The 16,619-nt window shown below is 72.7% G+C and carries 11 protein-coding genes; 8 read left to right on the forward strand and 3 right to left on the reverse strand.

What is annotated here, in order from left to right; all coding sequences use genetic code 11:
• Positions 1-307: 307 nt before the first annotated feature.
• Positions 308-448: a hypothetical protein gene (locus ABT053_RS19675; protein ID WP_350970520.1), complete on the reverse strand. Its 141-nt coding sequence runs from the start codon at positions 446-448 to the stop codon at positions 308-310.
• Between the two features lie 138 nt (positions 449-586).
• Here ABT053_RS19675 and ABT053_RS19680 point away from each other — a divergent pair, with 138 nt between their 5' ends.
• Both ABT053_RS19680 and ABT053_RS19685 read left to right on the forward strand, forming a co-directional pair.
• Positions 587-1,180 carry a DUF3000 domain-containing protein gene (locus ABT053_RS19680; protein ID WP_350970521.1) on the forward strand — a complete coding sequence of 198 codons (594 nt, stop codon included), beginning with the start codon at positions 587-589 and terminating at the stop codon, positions 1,178-1,180.
• On the forward strand, positions 1,177-2,403 hold the full coding sequence (locus ABT053_RS19685) for an HRDC domain-containing protein (protein ID WP_350970522.1): 1,227 nt from the start codon (positions 1,177-1,179) through the stop codon (positions 2,401-2,403). The genes ABT053_RS19680 and ABT053_RS19685 overlap by 4 nt, the downstream gene beginning before the upstream one ends.
• A 99-nt stretch (positions 2,404-2,502) precedes the next feature.
• Here the strand turns inward: ABT053_RS19685 and ABT053_RS19690 are convergent, their stop codons facing one another.
• Positions 2,503-2,988, reverse strand: a complete 486-nt coding sequence (locus ABT053_RS19690; protein WP_350970523.1) for an ATP-binding protein — start codon at positions 2,986-2,988, stop codon at positions 2,503-2,505.
• Positions 2,989-3,241: 253 nt separating this feature from the next.
• Positions 3,242-4,318 (reverse strand): LacI family DNA-binding transcriptional regulator, encoded by a 1,077-nt coding sequence (locus ABT053_RS19695; protein WP_350970524.1) that lies wholly within the window; start codon positions 4,316-4,318, stop codon positions 3,242-3,244.
• Positions 4,319-4,830: 512 nt separating this feature from the next.
• Here ABT053_RS19695 and ABT053_RS19700 point away from each other — a divergent pair.
• From ABT053_RS19700 to ABT053_RS19725, 6 genes are all read left to right on the forward strand, one after another.
• On the forward strand, positions 4,831-6,075 hold the full coding sequence (locus ABT053_RS19700) for an ABC transporter substrate-binding protein (protein ID WP_350970525.1): 1,245 nt from the start codon (positions 4,831-4,833) through the stop codon (positions 6,073-6,075).
• A 4-nt stretch (positions 6,076-6,079) separates the two neighbouring features.
• The gene (locus ABT053_RS19705) at positions 6,080-7,081 is read left to right on the forward strand and encodes a carbohydrate ABC transporter permease (protein WP_350970526.1); all 1,002 of its coding nucleotides are present in this window, start codon (positions 6,080-6,082) and stop codon (positions 7,079-7,081) included.
• The gene (locus tag ABT053_RS19710) at positions 7,078-7,908 is read left to right on the forward strand and encodes a carbohydrate ABC transporter permease (RefSeq protein ID WP_350970527.1); all 831 of its coding nucleotides are present in this window, start codon (positions 7,078-7,080) and stop codon (positions 7,906-7,908) included. Before ABT053_RS19705 ends, ABT053_RS19710 begins: the two co-directional genes overlap by 4 nt.
• An 84-nt stretch (positions 7,909-7,992) precedes the next feature.
• Entirely contained in the window at positions 7,993-12,432 is a 4,440-nt protein-coding gene (locus ABT053_RS19715; protein ID WP_350970528.1) for a glycoside hydrolase family 38 N-terminal domain-containing protein, read from the forward strand.
• Between the two features lie 26 nt (positions 12,433-12,458).
• Positions 12,459-13,421, forward strand: coding sequence for a DUF7158 domain-containing protein (locus ABT053_RS19720; protein ID WP_350970529.1), 963 nt, complete (start codon positions 12,459-12,461; stop codon positions 13,419-13,421).
• A gap of 192 nt (positions 13,422-13,613) precedes the next feature.
• Positions 13,614-16,391 (forward strand): discoidin domain-containing protein, encoded by a 2,778-nt coding sequence (locus ABT053_RS19725; RefSeq protein ID WP_350970530.1) that lies wholly within the window; start codon positions 13,614-13,616, stop codon positions 16,389-16,391.
• Positions 16,392-16,619: the final 228 nt, after the last annotated feature.

Here is a 16,619-nt window from a genome sequence, read left to right on the forward strand (position 1 = left end):
CGACCAAGTGATGACAATGATCGCGTCTTACCGGTTTTGAGAGCTTCGTCCACTGAAATCCGATGTTGGTACGCGGCAAGTGCCGTCGCGCGGAGCGAAGCGATCATGTTTCCGGGTACAGTTCCTCCCATCGGCGATCCTGGCCCGGCCCCCGGCTGGTCCAAATGTTCGCCAAGTCACCGCGCGGCATCGATTCCCGCACCACTTTGGGGACACGCCGAGCACGCTGCGCGGAAATGTCGGCGCGACGTGCCAACGTCGGACCACGACCCGACGAAAGGCCCGTGCGATGTCCACCATGTGGAGTTCACCCGAACATCGCGGTGAGCACCGTGCCTCCTGCGCTCGCGGGCGGGTTCCCGAACCACGATCCCACTCCGGCGATCACGGCCGGGACGGGCACCGGGAACGGCCCGGCGCCGGGCGGGTCCACGCCGCGCGCGGCCACACGCTCTTTCTGGGAGTTCCCGTCGGCGGGGTCGTTCCCGCCCTCCGCAGGCCGCCGGCAGCGGCTTGATCGGTTCCCATGGCTCCTACACACACCCCAGTGGTCCCCATGCGCTCAGTTTCGACCTACGCTTCCGATATGACCGTCGGTGACGCGCCCGCTCCCGCCGCCTTCAGGCGCGCGGTGGCGAGCCTGCGCCCGGCGGAGGTCAGGCCCGAGATCGAGCTGGAGGACATCCCGGCCCCGCAGCGCCTCGCCCCCTACTCGGCCGCGATCGGCGCGTCGGTGTACCGCGACGACGACGAGCTCGCGGTCGGCCGCCTCATCGTGCTCTTCGACCCCGACGGCCAGCGCGGCTGGGAGGGCCAGTTCCGGCTCGTCGCCTACGTGCGGGCCGACATGGAGCCGGAGATCACCGAAGACCCGCTGCTCGGCCCCGTCGCGTGGAGCTGGCTCACCGAGTCGCTCGACGCGCACGACGCCGGCTACGCCGCCGCCGGAGGCACCGTCACCCGGGCGGTCTCCGAGGGCTTCGGCAACAAGGCCGAGGATCCGGTGACCACCGAGCTGGAGCTGCGCGCGTCCTGGTCCCCGCTGCAGGAGGACCTCTCCGGCCACGTCGCCGCCTGGTGCGACCTGATGTGCCTCGCCGCGGGCATACCACCCCTGCCACCCGACGTGGCGGCGCTGCCGCCGCGCCGTCGCGAAGATCCGGAGCCCTTCAGAACGTGACCGATGAGACGACCGTAGTCCCGCTGCTGGAACCTCGCGAGGGAATCCCACCCGTCGTCGAGGACCCGGCCGCTCTCGCGCGCGTGGTGCGCGCCTTCGCCGAGGGCACCGGCCCCGTCGCCGTCGACGCCGAGCGCGCCTCCGGCTACCGCTACAGCGGCCGCGCCTACCTGGTCCAGCTGCGCCGCGCCGGTGCGGGCAGCGCCCTGATCGACCCCATCCGCTGCCCCGACCTGTCGGGCCTCGACGCGGCGCTGGCGGACGCGGAGATCGTGCTGCACGCCGCCTCCCAGGACCTGCCGTGCCTGGCGGAGGTGGGCTTCCACCCGCGCGAGCTGTTCGACACCGAGCTGGCCGGCCGGCTGCTCGGCTACGAGCGCGTCGGGCTCGGCCTGATGGTGGAGAACGTCCTCGGCTTCAGGCTGGAGAAGGGCCACTCGGCCGCCGACTGGTCCACCCGCCCGCTGCCGGAAGACTGGCTGCGCTACGCCGCGCTCGACGTCGAGGTCCTCATCGAGCTCCGCGACATCCTGCACGAGGAGCTGACCTCCAGCGGCAAGCTCGCCTGGGCGCGCGAGGAGTTCGCCGCCGTGCTCGCGCACAAGGCCCCCGCCCCGCGCTCCGACCCGTGGCGGCGCACCTCGGGGATCCACAAGGTCCGCTCGCTGCGCGGGCTCGCGGTGGTGCGGGAGCTGTGGACGCTCCGCGACGGGCTCGCCCGCGAGTCCGACGTCGCCCCCGGCCGGGTCCTGCCCGACTCGGCGATCGTCACGGCCGCCCTGGAGCTGCCCCGCACCACCAAGGCGCTCACCGACATCCCGCCGTTCACCGGCCGCAGCGCCCGGCGGCACCTGCGTGACTGGCTCGCCGCGATCGGCACCGCCCGCTCGCTGCCCGACGCGGAGCTGCCCCAGCCCAGCACCCCCGGCGACGGACCGCCGCCCGCCAACCGGTGGATGGACCGCGACCCGGTGGCCGCCCGCCGGCTCGCCGCCGCCAGGGCCGTGGTGGCCGCGCTCGCCGACGAGCACCACATGCCCGCGGAGAACCTCATCCAGCCCGACGCGGTACGCCGGCTCACCTGGGAGCCGCCCCCGGTCATCGACGACGAGGCCGTGGTCGCCCGGCTGCGCGAGCTGGGCGCCCGCGAGTGGCAGATCGGGCTGACCGCCCATCCGATCGCGAAGGCGCTGCTCCGCCTGGAGATCAAGGGGCAGGCGTGAGACCCGCGCCCTTTACAAAGTAGATCATTACTTGTTCTCCGGGGCCCGGCGGGCACGGCCCGTCCGGGCCCGGCTCTCCGATCCCTGGAGCGTTCCAGCTCAGTTCCGGCAGGCCGCCGGGAGGGTCCGCGACGAGAGACGCTCCGGCTCGTCGTCCTCCTCCGCGGACGGCTCCGGCCGCACGTAGGGGATGGCGCACCACACCGTCCGGCCCAGCCCCGGGCCGTGCTCGCGGGTCCCCCAGCGCCCGCCGGAGAGCCGGTCGACGATGAACAGGCCGCGCCCGCGCCTGGCCCCGGGAGGCTGGTCCCGCGGGATGTGCGGGGCGCGGGAGGCGGAGCCGGGATCGGAGACCTCGACGTGGACGGAGTCGGGGGTGGCGGTCAGCGTCAGGCCGATCAGGTCGTCCACCAGCCCGCGGTCGGCGTGCTCCACGGCGTTCGCCAGCAGCTCCGAGACCACCTGGACGACGTCCGGCAGCAGGACGTGGTCCGGGCCGAGGGCCTCGCGCGTCTCGCGGCGCGCCTGCCCGACCGACTCGTAGGCGCTGTCCAGAAATACCTCCGCGAGCTTTCCCGTTTCCATGCCCGAAGCCCTCCACCTGGTTTCACGAATCGCCGTCGTCACGTCCGCCCCCGCGGGATCTCCCTCTTAAGGACGACTACCCTTCGTGTCCGCCTCGACACGCGACGGGCGGGCGCTTCCGATCACTTTCCGCGCGGCCGCCGGGGAACCGGGGAACCGGAGACGTCCACCCGCACCGGCCTCCGCGACCGGGCTCCCCGAAGGTCGTACGGCGCCCGGCGGTGACCGCGAGCACGACGGCGGCGGGAGGCCGTCACGCGCCGGGGGGCGACTCCCCCGAGCCTCGCGCGATGAGCTCCACCGGCACCGTCACACGGCGGACCGGACGGCCGGGGTCGGCGATGCGGGCCAGGAGCATGTCGATCGCGGTGCCGCCGATCGTCGGGGCGTCCTGGGCGACGACGGTCAGGTCCGGGCGCAGGCTGGTGGCGAGCTCGGAGTCGTCGAACCCGACGACGGCGACGCGCTCCGGGCCGCCCCGGAGGCAGCGCAGCACCTCGACGCTGGTGGTGGCGTTCCCCGTGACGACGGCGGTCGCCGGGAACGGTCCCGACAGGGCCGTGCGGACCGCCGCGGCGATCCGGTCCGGCTCGATCCTGCCGGGGTGGACCATCCCCTCGGCGGGGGCGCCGTGCGCCGCGAGACAGCCGCGGAAGGCGGCGGCCCGCTCGTGGCCGGTGAAGATGCGCTCGTCGTCGCCGATGTAGGCGATGCGCTCGTGGCCGTGGCGGACGAGGTGCCCGAAGGCGAGCTCGATGCCCGCGACGTTGTCGGAGAGCACGCAGTCGACGTCGAGGCCGTGGACGGGCCGGTCGACGGCGACGAGCGACAGGCCCGCGTCCAGCTCGGGGATGAGGTAGTCGTGCCCGCTCCCTATGGGTTCGAGGATGACGCCGTCGAAGCGGCGCCGGCACATCGACATCACGACGTCGCGCTCCAGTTGCTCGTCGTCCTCGGTCGAGGCGGCGAGGACCATGAGCTTGGCCGCGCGCGCCGAACGCTCCAGGGCCTGCAGGACGGGGTTGACGTGCGAGAGCTGCCGGACGGCCGCCCCCAGGGTCCCGGTGACGCCCAGGCGCAGCTGGCGGGCCCGCTCGTCCGGCTGGTACTCCAGGCTCGCGATGGCGGCGTGGACCCTGGCGACCAGCTCGGACCCCACGGTGGGGTCCTGGTTGACGACGCGGGAGACGGTGCGCAACGCCACCCCGGCCTCGCGCGCCACATCGACCATCGTCGGCCGGCGACCGCGGCGCCTGCCGTTCACAGTGCCCTCCGCGCCCTCCGCGCCCTCCGTGCCCTTCACGCCCTCCGTGCCCTCCGGACCCTTCACGCCGCCCGTGCCCTCCATGCCCTTCGTGCCCCTCCGTGCTCTCCCATGCCCCTCCATGCCCCGCCGCGTCCCTCCACGAGTCCTTCGCGCACCCCTCCGAGCTCCCGACGACCCCCGGCGGCCCCCGGCGGGCCTTCCACGAGATCCTTACCGGGCTCCATCATCGGGAGGATCGGCCCGATCGGCCACCCCCTCGCGCCCGTCCATCCCGTACGACCGGGCCCCGAACGGGCCCCGAACGGGCCCCGACAGCGACCCCGCCTCGACACTGCCCCGACACCGCCGGGAAACGACGGGGACGTGACGGAGGCGTGGCCGGGACGCGACCGGGACACGACCGGTTCGTTCCGGCGTGACTAACTCGTTGCCAAGCCCCCTCTTGAAACCTGGCGGTAACACCCTACCCTTCGAGATAACGTTATCTCGCCTCCGCTTCATACACTCGGAGCCGGAGCAAGGAGGGCTGCGCTTTGCGTAGATCAATAGCAGTTGGCCTGGTCACACTACTCGCTGTGAGCGGGTGTGGCATGGGCGCCGAGGCGGAGAAGCCCGCGGCCGGTGGCGGAAACGTCACGCTGAGCTTCCTGGTGTTCGAGACGCCGAACCTCGACGCGGCGTTCTGGGACGCGGCGATCGCGCGGGCGTCCGCGAAGGTCCCCGGCGTGACCATCAAGAAGCTGGTGACGCCGAACGTCGACCGGACCGGCTACGCCAAGCAGCTGGACGCCTCGGGGAACCTCCCGGACATCCTCCAGTCGGTCAACCCGGCCGGGTTCGCGCAGGCCGGGAAGTTCGCCGCCTTCACCGCCGACGAGCTCAAGAACTTTGTCGCGCCGACCGCGGGCGCCGTCGCGGGCAAGATCTACCAGTTGCCGTACAACACGCAGGTCATCCCGGTGGTCTACTACAACAAGACCCAGTTCGCCGAGGCGGGCGTCACCGAGACGCCGACGACGTACCAGCAGCTGCTGGACGTCTCCGCCAAGCTGAAGGCGAAGAAGATCACCCCGTTCGTGGTCGGCGGCGGTGGCGCGGACACCTGGGCGGACATGTATCCGCTGACCGGCACCGTGGCCACGGACGTCTACAAGAAGACCCCCGACTGGCTGACGCAGCGGGCCGCCGGTTCGGTGAAGTTCGCCGACCCCGCCTTCACCTCGGCCGCCCAGAAGATCTCCGACCTGGCCAAGCAGGGCTACATCGACCCGGCGGGCCTGAGCCGCTCGTACGCCGACACCGAGCAGGCCTTCCGCGACGGCAAGGGCGCCATGTACCCCATGGGCTCCTGGTTCGCGACCTCGGCCGACAACAAGAAGCCGGACTTCGAGATCGGCGCCTTCCCCTGGCCCTCCGACGACGGCTCCCTGGTCGTGCCGACCTTCACCGGCGGCGGCACCTCCGTCAGCTCCACCGCGGCCGACGTCGACCTGGCCAAGAAGTGGGCGCTGGCCTTCGACGAGGACCAGCAGAACAACGACGCGTTCGTCAAGGCCGACGGCTCGATCCCGGCGATCAAGGGCTACAAGCCCCCGGCGGACATGGGCCCGGTCTACAAGGCGACCGTCGAGATCTACGAGCGGGGCATGGCGGAGAACGCCATCGTCAACGCCTTCTCCCAGGAGACCGGCGACGGCTCGCTGCCCCCGGGCCTGGCCGACAAGACCGCCGTCGCGGTCCAGGACCTGATCACCGGCAAGAAGCCGACCTCGGAGTTCACGGCCTACCTGGACGACCAGTGGGCGAAGGCGACGCAGTAGCGCCATGACACACACGCGACACGGGGTGCGCGGCGGGGACCCTCCCGCGGCGCACCGCCCGCCCCTCCCCAGCGGCCCGACCCCCCTACGCGACCGGCCCCCGCGCGACCGGCCCCCGCGCGGGCGGCGGCGGGTGAGCGGCAGGATCACCACCTTCGCCCTGTTCGCCCTTCCCGGGCTGCTGGCGTACCTGCTGTTCGTCCTGGTGCCGATCGGCATGACGGCGTACTACAGCATGACCAACCGCAACCCGTTCAACCCGCCGACCAAATGGGTGGGGCTGCGCAACTACGCCGAGCTGCTGGGCGACGCCGAGTTCCTCAAGGCGCTGGCGAACACCGTCGTGGTGACCGTCATCGTGATGGTGCTCGCCAACGTGGGCGGCCTGCTGATCGCGCAGCTGCTCGACCGGCCGACCCGGCTCTACGTCGCGCTGCGGGGTGTGTTCTTCACCCCCGTGGTGCTGAGCTCGGTGGTGGTCAGCGTCATCTGGCAGGTCGTCCTCACCGACGACGGCCTGCTCAACTCCGCGCTGCGCGGCCTGGGCGTCGAGGACCCGCCCGGCTGGCTGTCCGACCCGGGCATCGCGCTCTACACGATCGCGTGGGTCATCACCTGGCAGATGCTCGGCTTCTGCGTGGTGGTCTACCTGGCCGGGCTGCAGGGCGTGCCGCGCGAGCTGCAGGAGGCGGCGGCGATCGACGGGTGCGGGCCGCTGGCCCGCTTCCGCAACGTCACCTGGCCGATGCTCGCCCCGGCGCTCACCATCAACACGGTGATGCTGCTGATCACCGGGTTCAAGGCGTACGACCAGATCCAGGTCATCACCAACGGCGGTCCCGGCACCGGGACCACGACGACCATGGCCTTCCAGGTGGTGCAGACCTCCTTCAACGGCAACCGCGTCGGCTACGGCTCGGCGATGGCCGCGGTGATGCTCGTGCTGGTCGCGTGCGTCTCGGTGCTCGTGCTCCGCGTGCTGCAACGACGTGAGGTGACCCGGTGAACGACACCCGTGTCCCCTGGCTGCGCCCGGTGGTCGCGCTGTTCGTCGGCGCGGTGTTCTTCATGCCGCTCTATCTGGTGCTGGTCAACGTCTTCAAGCACGGCGCCGACATCGTGCCCGACCCGGCGGGCCTGCCCTCGCCGCCGACCATGGACAACATCGCCGCCGTCCTGTCGCGGGCCGACAACCTGTTCGTGTACGGCCTGGTCAACAGCGTCGCGGTGACGGCCATCTCGATCACGATCCTCACGGTGCTGTCGGCGATGCTCGGCCACTACATCGCCCGGTCCCGGCACCTGCTGGCCAAGGTGGTGATGGTCACGCTGCTGTGCGGCCTGCTCATCCCCTCGCCGGTCATCCTCGCCCCGATCACCATGGTGCTGCGGGCGCTGGGCCTGATGAGCACGGCGCCGGGGCTGATCCTGGTCAACCTCGGCTACTACGTGCCGTTCGGGGTGCTGCTCTTCATGGGGTTCGTCAAGTCGGTCCCCCTGGAGCTGGAGGAGGCCGCCAGGCTCGACGGCGCGAGCACCTTCCGCACCTTCTGGCAGGTGGTCTTCCCGCTGCTGCGCCCGGCCTCGGCGAGCGTCCTGATCTTCCTCGGCGTGTGGATCTGGAACGACTTCCTCACCCCGCTCATCGTTTTGGGGCCGGACAGCGGCACCACCGTCACGGTCGGCGTCTACCGGGCGATCGGCGAGCACCAGTCGGACTTCGGCTCGGTCTTCGCCTTCATGTTCCTCGCCACGCTGCCGATCCTCGTCTTCTACCTGGCCCTGCAGAGCAGCTTCGTCAAGGGTCTCACCGGCGGGGCGATCAAGGGCTGAGGAGCCCTTGGACACCCGCCTCGTACTCGCGCGCCCTCTCCCGTCCCGACCACGCAAAGGCTCCGAATGTTGACGATCGGCTCCGTGGAGTCCACCGAGCTCTTCACCGGCCCGGAAGACGATCCGTGCCAGATCCTGCGCGTCCACACGTCCGGGACCGGCCCGTCCGTGCCGCTGGACGTGACGGTCACCGGAGGGGCGCGCGGCACGCTCGCCTCGCCGGGGGGCGGGGTCCCGGAGGTCCTGGAGGTGCCGGTGCGCACGGACGCGCCGGTCGGCTCTCGGGTGGAGGTCACCGTCGAGGTGGCGGCGGGCGGCGAGCGGGCGACGGCGTCGGGCACGCTGACCGTGGCGGAGCCCGGCTGGACCGTGCACATGGTGTCGCACTTCCACTACGACCCGGTGTGGTGGAACACCCAGGCCGGATACACCAGCGAGTGGGACGCCCTGCCCGGCGCCCAGGCCGAGCGGATGAGCTTCCAGTTCACCGGCTTCCACCTGATCGACGCGCACCTGGAGCTGGCCAGGCGCGACCCGGACTACCGTTTCGTGCTCGCCGAGGTCGACTACCTCAAGCCGTACTGGGACACCTTCCCGGAGAACCGCGAGGTCGTCCGGCGCCTGATCGCCGAGGGCCGCCTGGAAATCATGGGCGGCACCTACAACGAGCCGAACACCAACCTGACCGGTGCGGAGACCACGATCCGCAACGCCGTGTACGGCATGGGCTTTCAGCGCGACATCCTCGGCGGCGACCCCGCCACCGCCTGGCAGCTCGACGCGTTCGGGCACGACCCGCAGTTCCCCGGCCTGATGGCCGACGCCGGGCTCACGTCGAGCTCCTGGGCGCGCGGCCCCTTCCACCAGTGGGGGCCCAGCCTCACCATGGGCACGTACGACACCCCGCAGGCGGAGCCCGCGGGCATGCAGTTCCGCAGCGAGTTCGAGTGGATCTCGCCGAGCGGCCGGGGCCTGCTCACGAGCTACATGGCCGCCCACTACAGCGCCGGGTGGTCGATGGACTCCGCGGAGACCCTGCCGGACGCCGAGGAGTCGGTCTACCGGCTGTTCCTGCGGATGAAGACGGTGGCCGCCACCCGCAACGTGCTGCTGCCCGTCGGCACCGACTACAGCCCGCCGAACAAGTGGGTCACCGCGATCCACCGCGACTGGAACGCCCGCTACACCTGGCCCAGGTTCGTGAGCGCGCTGCCCCGCGACTTCTTCTCCGCGGTCACCGCGGAGCTGGCGGCCACCGGCGGGCGGCTCTCGCCGCAGACGCGCGACATGAACCCGATCTATACCGGCAAGGACGTCTCCTACATCGACACCAAGCTCGCCCAGCGGGCCGCGGAGAACCTGCTGCTCGACGCCGAGAAGTTCGCGACGCTGGCCTGCCTGGCCGGGGACGCGGCCTATCCGGAGGCCGCGCTGGACAAGGCCTGGCGCCAGCTCGTCTACGGCGCGCACCACGACGCGATCACCGGGACCGAGTCCGACCAGGTCTACCTGGACCTGCTGGCGGGCTGGCGCGAGGCGTTCGACCTGTCGCGGACCGTCCACGACGCCGCGCTGCGGCACCTGTCGGCCCGGGTCGACACCCGGGGCGAGGGCCGCGCCGTCACGGTGTTCAACGCCATGGCCTGGCCGCGCACCGACGTGGTCCGGGTCACCGTGCCCGCGCCGTTCCACGGGGTCGTGGACGACGCGGGCGAGGCGGTGCCCTCGGTCGTCGAGCACCTCGGGGACGGCGTCGCCGAGGTGGTGTTCGTCGCCGCCGGGGTGCCCTCGGTCGGCTACCGCACCTACCGGCTGGTCCCCGGACCCATCGGGCTCACTGCCGCCGACGAGCCCAGGGGGTGGCAGGCGGTCGACACGCTCACCATCGCCAACGAGTACCACCGGCTCACCGTCGACCCGGAGCGCGGCGGCGGCGTGCGGAGCCTGGTCGACCTGGCCGCCGGGCGCGAGCTGCTCACCCCGGGCGGGCTGGGCAACGAGATCGTGGTGTACGACGAGTACTCCGAGCACCCGTCCTTCCGCGAGGGCCCCTGGCACCTGGTGCCCAACGGCACGTCCACCGGCTCCGCCTCGGCCCCCGCGCACGCGGTCGTCGCCGAGGAGTCACCGGCCGGGCGGCGCGTCACGGTCACCGGGGCGGTCGGGCCGCTCACCTACACCCAGGTCGTCACGCTGTGGCACGGGATCGACCGGGTGGACTGCGTGACCCACGTCGACACCTTCGACGGCGACGACAAGCTGGTGCGGCTGCGCTGGCCGTGCGCCGTCGCCGGGGCGCTGCCCGTCTCCGAGGTGGGGCACGCCGTCGTCGGCCGCCCGTTCGCCCACCCCGACGTCGACACCGCCCGGCACCCCTGGACGCTCGACAACCCTGCCTACCAGTGGTTCGGGCTGAGCTCGGCGGCGAGGATCGCGCTGCGCGACGCCGGCGGGGTCTCCGCCGGGCTGCGCGCCATCGGGATCGCCGAGATCGTCGTCCCCGAGGAGGACGACACCGCCGGGCTCGGGCGGGCCCTGTCCGTCGCCCTCGCGCAGTCGGGGGTGACCGCGACCTGCTCGTACGCGGCCGGGAACCGCTACGGCCTGCTGGCGTTCGACTCGAACCTGCCGGACGTGCGGATCGCCGTCGGCGGCCCGGGGGAGAACGCGTTCACCGCGGCCGTCCTGGAGGCCGCCGGAGACCGCTACCGCGAGGAGTTCGACCGGCAGCTCGCGACCGGCGGGCGGGCGCTGCTGTGGATCCCGGCGGGCCGGGGCCCGGCCGAGCTGTTCATACCCGACGCCGACCTGCGGGCCCCCGCGGACCTGCCGGTGCTCGTCATCGCGGCGCACGATATCGAGGAGGCGCTGGCCGGGGTCGTCGCCGACCTGGCCGACTCCCAGATCGAGGTGACGCAGCCGCGCGAGCTGTCGGGAGAGGGCTTCCTCGACAACCGCACCGTGGCCGTGCTGAACCGGGGCGTGCCCGGCTTCGCCGTCGACACCGAGGGGCGGATGCACCTGTCGCTCATGCGCTCGTGCACCGGCTGGCCCTCCGGGGTCTGGATCGACCCGCCGAGGCGTACGGCGCCCGACGGAAGCGGGTTCCAGCTCCAGCACTGGAGCCACTCCTTCGACTACGCGCTCGCCGGGGGCCGGGGCGACTGGCGCGACACCGGCCTGGTGGCGAGGGCGCACGACTTCAACCACCCGCTCCGGGCCGTCGTCGAGGACGCGCACCCCGGCTCGCTGCCCGCCTCCGCGTCGCTGCTCTCGGTCGAACCGCCGGGCGCGGCCGTGCTCGCCGCGTTCAAGGCGGGCGGCAACCCGATCGCGCACGGCGGCGGGCGCCCCGCCGACCCCCGGCGGGGCGTCACCGCGCGGCTGTACGAGCCGCACGGCCGCCACACCGCCCTGCGCCTGCGGTCGCACGTCCCGTTCGCCCAGGCGGCCGTCGCCGACATGCTGGAGGTGGAGAGCAGCGCGGCCAAGACGCTGGACGGCGTCCTGCACGGGGAGCTCGGTCCCAGCGGCGTCACGACGTACGCCCTGCAACCGCAGGCCCCGGAGGCGGCCTCCGCGTCGCACCTGGTCTCTCCGGGGGCCGCCACGGAGGCTTCCGTCGGGACCTCCACCGAGACCTCCACCGAGACCTCCAATGAGACCTCCACTGAGACCTCCAATGAGACCTCCGCTGGGGCCTCCGCTGGGGCCTCCGCTGGGGCCTCCGCGGACCTGGTCTCCGCGCTCCGGACGCGGGCCGCGGACTTGGGGGCGCCCGGCGGGGCGCTGGGCCCGGCGGCCGAGGTCGCGCAGCCGGTCTTCTCCCGCTACTGGTTGCACAACAGGGGGTCGGCCCCGCTCGGTTACCAGCCGATGAGCGTCAGCCTGCGGCCGTCCGGCGAGCCGGGGGCCGGATCCCGGCTGCGCGTGACCCTCGCCTCCGACCTCGTCGACACCGACGCCGAGGGCCACCTCAGGATCGCGGCCCCGCCCGGCTGGGACGCCGACCCCGGCGACCGGCCCGTGCTGCTGGGACCCGGCGGCTGGACCTCCTTCGAGGTGGACGTCACCCCCGCCCCGGACGCCGGTGCGGGACCGCACGTGATCGCCGCGCAGCTCACCCACGGCGGCCAGGTCCACGAGGACGTCCTCTTCGTGGACGGGCACGGCCGTCCGGCACCGGGCGGGCAGGCCGGGCTGCTGGAGGTCGAACTGGCCGGGGAGGGACTGACCCTCGCGCCGGGGCGGAGCGGGCGGCTCACCGCCGTGCTGCGCAACCGCGCCGGTTTCGACATCAGGGGCGAGGCCCAGGTGATCAGCCCGTGGGGGACGTGGGACGCGGTGCGGACGGCGTCCCGCCCTCTCGAGGTCGCGGCGGGCGGCGGCGCGGAACTCCACGTCGACGTGACCGTACCGCCCGGGACCAGGCCGGGATCGTGGTGGGTGCTGCTCAAGTGCATGTGGTTCGGCAGGCTCTCCTACTCCCCGGCGGTGCCTCTGCTCGTACGGGAAGCCGGATGACCGCCACCCCCACCGGGAGGACACCCGTGACCGCGACGCACACCCACGAGACGCCGGTGGACGCCGCCCGCGCCGGGGAGACGCCCGTAGCCAGCGCGCACGTCCACGGAAGGCCCGCGACCGGCGACCGGGCCGGAGAGACACCCATGACCGGCGCGCACATTCACGAGACAGCCGCGACCGGCGTCCGGGCCGGGGAGACACCCGCAACCGGCGCGCACACCCACGGGACGCCCGCGGTCGCCGCGTGGGTCGGGGAGACGCCCGTGACCGTGGCTCGGGTCGAGGAGCGCGTCCGGCTGCTGCGGGCGGGGCCGCGCGGTGCCCTGCTGCCCGCCGACGGCACGACCGAGGGCCGCCAGCTGCGCCGCTGGGCCGTCCAGCTGCTCGTCACCGAGCAGGTCGTCGCCGACGAGGCGGCGCGGCGCGGCCTGACGGCGGCGGCCTGCGAGCCCCCGGAACCCCCGGTGGAGCTGGACGCCACCGCGCGCCTGGAGCTCGGAAGCGTGCTGGCCGCCGTCCTCGCGGCCGGTCCGCTCGCGCAGGCCCTCTACCGGGAGATGACCTCCGGCGTCACCGTCGGCGACCGCGAGGTGGCCGCCTACTACGCCGCCAACCAGGACAGGTACCGGGGCCGTCCCGCCCGCCTGGTGACCCACCACCACGACGACCGGCCGGTCAACGGCGGCCGGCGCTACCTGGTGCGCCAGGGCGAGTTCGCCGAGGCGATCGACAGGGCGCTGTTCGCGGCCCCCGAGGACACCGTCGTGGGCCCGATCGAGCGCCACACCTTCGTCACAGGCCCGCTCCAGGCGGGGACCGTCACGCTCCAGCGGGCCGCCCCGCGGATCAGGGCCGACCTGCTGGAGGCCGCGCGCCGCCGGAGCTTCGCGATGTGGGCGGACGCGCGGTGCGCGCGGGCCGTCCTCCTGCCGGGCTTCGAGCACCCCGGCGACATCCGGCAACCCGACCACACCCACCGGCACTGACCCTCACCCCGTCCACCCATCGCCCGCCTCGCACCCCGCCGCCCCAGCCGACCCGAAGCCCAGAAGCCCCCGACGACCACCGAGGAGCCGCCGCAGACCCGTACACACCGCCACCGGCCCGGCGGCGATGAGCGCCGGGACCAGCAGGAACATCGAGAAAGCCCCCGCACTCCCATGAAAGGGACACCCCCCGTGAGCGGAACAAGGCAACCCCGTCTCAGACACCTCCTCGCCACCGCGCTGGCCGCCGCGCTCGCGGCCACGCTCGTGACGGCCACCCCGGCCCAGGCCGCGACCCCCTCCCCCGCCCAGCAGTGGACCGAGGTCCAGCAGCTGCTCTCCGGCATCAAGGGCAGGTGGACCAACCAGGCGTACACCGGCGCCGTGTCGAACACCATGCCGAGCACCGCCCTGCTGGGCAACGGCGACGTCGGCGTCACCTCCGCCGGGGGTGACGGCTTCAAGACCTTCCACATCACCAAGGGCAACTTCTGGGCGGGCAACCCCAACCCCTCCCTGGTCTCCCTGGGCTCGGTCTCCATCTCCCCCAACGGCGGTACGGGCTCGTCGGGCAACCTCGCGCTGGGCGCCTCGGCGACGGCGTCGAGCTCCCACCCGAGCTTCCCGCCGAGCCGGGCCGTCAACGGCGGGTGGGGCTCCGGGTACGAGGGCTGGGTCTCCGAGGTCGGCAAGCCCCAGACCATCACCCTCGACCTCGGCTCCGCCAAGACCTTCACCCGCTACGTCGTCAGGCACGACTCCGCCGCCCGCCCCGCGGAGACGGCGAACAACACCAGGAACTTCACCGTCGCGGTCAGCTCCAACAACAGCACCTGGTCCACCGTGGACACGGTGACCGGCAACACCGGCGGGGTGAGCGACCGGACGATCGCCTCGGTGAGCGCCCGCTACGTGCGGCTCACCGTCACCGAGCCGACCCAGGGCACGACCCCCGACTCCACCGCCAACCCCCGTGCCCGCATCGGCCAGATCGAGCTGTACGGGGCGGGAGGGCCCACCCAGCCGTCCGGGCCCTTCCTGGAGGAGCAGAACATCCTCAAGGGCGAGATCGACACCACGATGACCATCGGCGGCGTACCGGTGGCCATGAAGACCTGGACCGCGGCCAACGACAACCTCGTGGTCACCCAGATCCAGTCGCTCGGCTCCGCCACGGTGCGGCTGAAGGCGCAGACCTCCGCCGGGTCGCCCGCCCCCAGGACGGGCTTCACCAATACGGCGGGCGTCTCGGGCAACACCACGTGGGCGACGCGCCAGACCCCCTCGGGGTCGCGGTGGGTCTCCCGGGCCTCCCTCGCCACCCGGCTGGTCGGCGCGAACCCGGTGGGAGCCCCCACCGCCTCGGGCGCGGCGGCGACGACGGTCTTCGACCTGGCGCCCGGCCAGACCGTCCGCGTCGTGACGGGCGTCTCCGGCGGCGGCCAGAACCCGGCGGACCCGGCACCGGCGGCCCGCGCGCTGGCGGACGGCCAGAGCGGCGGCTCGCTCGACACGCTCTACAACGCGCACGTCGAGTGGTGGAAGCAGTACTGGCTCAAGTCGTACGTCGACGTCAACGACGACGTGCTGGAGAGGTTCTACTACGGGTCGCTCTACCTGATCGGCTCCTCCAGCCGCGCGGGCAAGACGGCCCCCGGCCTCTACGGCGTCTGGGCCACCACCGACTCGCCCCAGTTCAGCGGTGACATGCACCTGAACTACAACTGGATGGCCAACTTCTACGGCGTCTACTCCAGCAACAGGACCGACCTCGCCCTGCCGTACTACGACCTGGTGCAGGCCTACCTGCCCGAGGCGAGGCGGCGGGCGCAGCAGGACCTGAGGCGGGTGAAGCCGGACTACGTCGGCGCCCGCTTCCCCAGCGGCGGCGTGCCCAGCGGGGTGCTCTTCCCCGTCGGCATCGCGCCCTTCGGCGCGACCGCCGACGACAACTACCACCAGCAGGTGGTCAACTCGCTGTTCACCGTCTCCCAGTACATCGCCTACTACGACTACACCAGGGACCGGACCTTCCTGACCTCGAAGGCGTACCCCTTCATGAAGGAGGTCGCCGCCTTCTTCCAGCACTACCTGGAGTACGACGCCGGGGCGCAGCGCTACAACCTCTACGGCGGGCCGCACGAGGGCACCTGGGGACGCAACTCCAGCGCCGACCTCGGGCTGCTGCGGAACCTGCTGTCGACGCTGATCGACGCGAGCGCGGAGCTCAACGTGGACGCGGGCGACCGGGCCACCTGGACGACCATCCTGCAGCGCCTGGCGCCGATCCCGACCACGACCCACAACGGCAAGCGGGTCTACGCGCTGGCCGACCCGGGCACGCTCAGCGACGGCCGGGCCATCCGGCCGGGCGACAACACCGTCAACCTGGAATTCATCCACCCCGGTGAGGCCCTCGGGATCAACTCCCCGGCGGCCGACCGGCAGACCGCGATCGACACGCTCGACGCGATGAACTCCTGGGGCCAGGACAACAGCTTCCCCAAGGTGTTCACCCAGGCCGCCCGGGTGGGCTACCCGGCGCAGAGCCTGATCGACAGGCTCAAGAACGAGATCAACAACAAGCTGGACCCCAACCTGCGCGTCCGCGACCCCAACCACGGGATCGAGAAGGGCGGGGCGATCGAGGCGGTCAACAACCTGATGCTGCAGAGCGACGGCGGCGTCATGCGGGTGTTCCCCGTCTGGCCGTCGAACCGGAACGCGAGCTTCGTCAAGCTGCGGGAGAAGGACGCCCTGGTCGTCTCCAGCGCGTTCTCCGGCGGGCGCGTGACCTACGTCGACATCACCAGCGAGGCGGGCCGCCAGGTACGCCTGCAGCACCCCTGGCCCGGCCAGACGATCGTGGTCAACCGGGTCGGCGGCGGCACGGTGGCCCACACCGTCAGCGGCAACGTGATCACCTTCCCGACCCAGGCGGGCGCGACGTACACCATCGCGGCCCCGTGACCTCCGCCCTCCCGGGTCGTACGGCCTGACCGGCCGCCGGGCGAGCGAGCGGCGTGTGACGGGAAGGTCCCGGGTCCCGCCCCCACCCCTGAGCCGGGGCGCGGGACCCGGCACGGGATCTCCCCGTCACGCGGACGGGGGGGGGGGGGGGGGCCGGCCGGGGGGGGGGGGGGGGGGGGCCCGGGGGGGGGGGGGGGGGCGCGTGGGCGGGTGGGGGAACCGCCGCCC

Source organism: Streptosporangium sp. NPDC002524, assembly GCF_040295985.1.
Lineage (GTDB): Bacteria > Actinomycetota > Actinomycetes > Streptosporangiales > Streptosporangiaceae > Streptosporangium.

Excerpts from the sequence above, each read along its gene's own strand:
- ABT053_RS19680 (WP_350970521.1), top strand. The coding sequence starts at position 587 with ATGACCGTCGGTGACGCGCCCGCTCCCGCCGCCTTCAGGCGCGCGGTG.
- ABT053_RS19690 (WP_350970523.1), bottom strand. The coding sequence starts at position 2,988 with ATGGAAACGGGAAAGCTCGCGGAGGTATTTCTGGACAGCGCCTACGAG.
- ABT053_RS19705 (WP_350970526.1), top strand. The coding sequence starts at position 6,080 with ATGACACACACGCGACACGGGGTGCGCGGCGGGGACCCTCCCGCGGCG.